Source organism: Komagataeibacter kakiaceti JCM 25156, assembly GCF_000613305.1.
On record NZ_BAIO01000278.1, the window covers coordinates 1 to 3174 of the forward strand.

The window sequence follows — 3174 nt, forward strand, 5'->3', positions numbered from 1 at the left end:
CGCCGCCGCCGCGCATGCCTCCGGCGCATAGAAACAGGCGCGCAAACGCAAACGGGGCCGGAAAATGATCCGGCCCCGTGTCGTGCAATGCAGTCCGCCGCGACCGGCGGGAGCAATGGTTATTCCTGATCGGGCGCGGGGGCGGAGTTGAGCTTGATGTAGCGTTCGATGCCGATCTGCTTGATCAGGTCGAACTGGCGGTCAAGGAAGTCCTCATGTTCTTCCTCGTTCACCAGGATCTTGAGCAGCAGGTCACGCGAGACATAATCGCGCACGCTTTCACAGTAGGCGATGCCTTCACGCAGGTCACCGATCGCCTTTTCTTCCAGCTTGAGGTCGCATTTGAGGATTTCCTCAACATTCTCGCCCACCAGAATCTGGTTGTAGCGCTGCACGTTGGGCAGGCCGCCCAGATACAGGATGCGCTCGATCAGCCAGTCGGCATGGCGCATTTCCTCGATCGATTCCTCGTATTCCTTCTTGCCCAGCAGGGTCACGCCCCAGTGGCGCAGGGTACGGGCATGAAGATAATACTGGTTGATCGCCGTCAGCTCATTCGTAAGCTGGGTGTTGAGGTGTTCAATAACCTTCGGATCCTTGATCATGGACGCCGCTCCTGATGCCATGGTTTTGCCACTCCGGATTCGTGTATAGTCTTCCGCGGGACAAATATAAAAAAGCGTTGCATATCCCGGAACCCCGCGCAACCTTGCCATAATTGTGGCCCGACCGCCCGATACGGCGCATGGCAGGGAAAACGACATGAACCAGACCTCCTATCACACGCTGGGCGCGGCGGGCATCCGCGGCCTGATCGCGGGCGTACCCGTGGTTGCCCGGCGCCTTGGCGGCACGCCGGATCTGTGGCGGGTGCGGGAGGTCAGTGACGGCAACCTGAACAATGTCTTCATCGTCGGCGGCCCGGAGGGGGAGGTCTGCCTCAAGCAGTCACTGCCGCATGTGCGCGTGGACCCGACATGGAAAATGCCGCTGGACCGCACGTTTTTCGAAGCCACATGGCTGCGCGCGGTCCTGCCGCTGGTGGGGGGGCTGACCACCGAATTCCTGCATTTCGACCCGGTGCTGCATGTCCTGATCGTTGAAAGCCTGTCCAGCCACACGGTTTACCGCACGGCGCTCATGCGCGCGCTGGACTGGCCCGACGTCGCCCCGCGCATCGGAACCTTCATCGCGCAGGCGACTTTCGGCACATCGCTGCTCGCCCAGCCGTTCGAGGATATATTCGCCGCCCGCCGCATCTTCGCGGGCAATGTCGCGCTGACCCGCATCACGCTCGATCTCGTATTCGACCAGCCCTATCGCGACCATCCGCGCAATAACTGGGACGAGACGGACCTGACGCCGCTGGTGCTCGACATCCGTTCCAGCGCGCCCACGCTGCTGGCGGTCGAGAACCTGCGCCGGCGCTTCCTGTCACAACCACAGGCGCTGCTGCATGGGGATCTGCATACCGGCTCGATCATGACCACGCCCGAGGATACGCGCGTGATTGATGGCGAATTCGCACTCTACGGTCCCATCGGGTTCGATTGCGGCATGTTTGTCGGCAATCTCGTGCTGCATTATTTCGCAACGCCGGATATTGCGGCGCGCAAGGCCACGCTGCGCGACATCGCCGCGTTCTGGGCCAGTTTCCATGAACGGTTCCTCGCCCTGTGGAACCGCGATGAAGCGCCACCGCCGGGCACGCTGCGCCCGCTGGCCTATGGTCCCGCATCCCATATGGCGCAGCTTGCCTTCCTGGAGGAAGTGGAGGCCGACACCATCGGTTTCGCCTCAGCCGAGATCATCCGCCGCCTCATCGGCTATGCCCATACGGCGGATTTCGATGTCATCACCGATCCGCGCCAGCGTGGGGCCTGCCGCGCGGGGGCGTTATCCTTCGCCTACCACATCCTCGACCACACGGCGCAGATCCGCACGATTGGGGACTTCCTGCTCCGTCTGGATGAATACGGGAAAGCCGGGCTGTAGAAAGTCCCGGGCGCGGCGCGATCAGGGGACCGCATCGCGATCCACGCCATCTTCCTCCTCCGCCGCCAGCGCGACGAGCCGGGCCATGGAGCGTTGCAGATCCGCCGTAATCTCGTCCAGCGGGCGTGGCAGCACGGGGCGATGGAAATGGGATGCGAACGAGATCGCGCACCCGACCGCCGCGCGCGTCATGTCCAGCCGTGCTTCGGGGTCATGGGGCTGGATCATGCGGGTGAACCACGCCTGGGGCTCCAGATCCATGGGTATGGTGAAAACCGTGCGGGCAGGGGCACCCGCGCGCGCCGGGTGTTCGACCACCAGACTGCGGTACAGAAATTCCCGCCCCGCCACGATACGTGAAAACCCGGCCCGGCGTGTCCATCCACTGGTGGGGGGAAGAGAGGCGTCGTCCCCCTCTCCGGTCGGATCGGGCGATTGTGATTCCATGGCGCTCGCGGGGGGCCATTGCCCTTCCGGCAGGTCACGCGGCAACAGGGCCAGGGCTTCAGCCGCACCATCCGCGTTCTCCCGCAGGGCGATGTCCAGTTCACCATCGGCCCCATAGGCCCGTGTGATGGCCGCAAGATGTGTTCCCGCCATCTCGCGCCGCTTCTCACCGCTACCGCGCGGCGTCCTGCGCCACAGGGGGGAGGCGTCAATCAGGCGGATCCTGCCCCTGCGCGCGGCTGGCTTGCGGTTATCGAGTATCCATACATAGGTGGCGATGCCGGTATTGATGAACATATCCGTGGGCAGGGCAATGACCGTATCGATCAGGTCATGCTCCACCAGATAACGCCGGATGGCGGATTCTCCCGTCTCCGCGCCCCCACCGCACAGCGCCGCCGCATGGGTGACAACGCCCACGCGACCGCCCCCGTGGCGGGGCGCGCGCATCTTGGCCAGCAGGTGCAGCATGAACAGCATCGACCCGTCCGATACCCGGGGCAGCCCGGCGGCGAAGCGTCCGGCGGACCCTTGGGCGTGTTCCGCCCGGATCGCATCGCGGATATGACGCCAGTCCAGCCCGAAAGGGGGATTGGCCAGCATACGGGCAAAACGTCGCCCCCTATGCCCATCGGCCAGCAGGGTATCACCCTGCGCGATGTTTTGCGGCTTCTGCCCGCGCAGCAGCAGGTCGGCGCGGCACAGGGCGCAGGACTGCACGTTCAGTTCCTG

Annotated in this window: 3 protein-coding genes; 1 reads left to right on the forward strand and 2 read right to left on the reverse strand. The window is 64.1% G+C overall.

Annotation, left to right across the window (positions count from 1 at the left end):
• Window positions 1–119: 119 nt before the first annotated feature.
• The gene (bfr, locus tag JCM25156_RS12220) at window positions 120–605 is read right to left on the reverse strand and encodes a bacterioferritin (RefSeq protein WP_025813287.1); all 486 of its coding nucleotides are present in this window, start codon (window positions 603–605) and stop codon (window positions 120–122) included.
• Between the two features lie 115 nt (window positions 606–720).
• On the opposite strand from bfr, the gene mtnK reads away from it, so the two are divergent.
• A complete protein-coding gene (gene mtnK / locus JCM25156_RS12225; protein ID WP_242402630.1) occupies window positions 721–1995 on the forward strand; it encodes an S-methyl-5-thioribose kinase in 1275 nt (424 codons plus the stop codon).
• Window positions 1996–2016: 21 nt separating this feature from the next.
• Here mtnK and JCM25156_RS12230 read toward each other — a convergent pair.
• Window positions 2017–3174: HsdM family class I SAM-dependent methyltransferase (locus JCM25156_RS12230; protein WP_025813289.1), on the reverse strand; the 1158-nt coding region annotated here is incomplete at its 5' end.

Bases quoted from the DNA above. Each gene is read 5' to 3' on its own strand.
- bfr (WP_025813287.1), bottom strand. From the start codon at position 605: ATGATCAAGGATCCGAAGGTTATTGAACACCTCAACACCCAGCTTACG.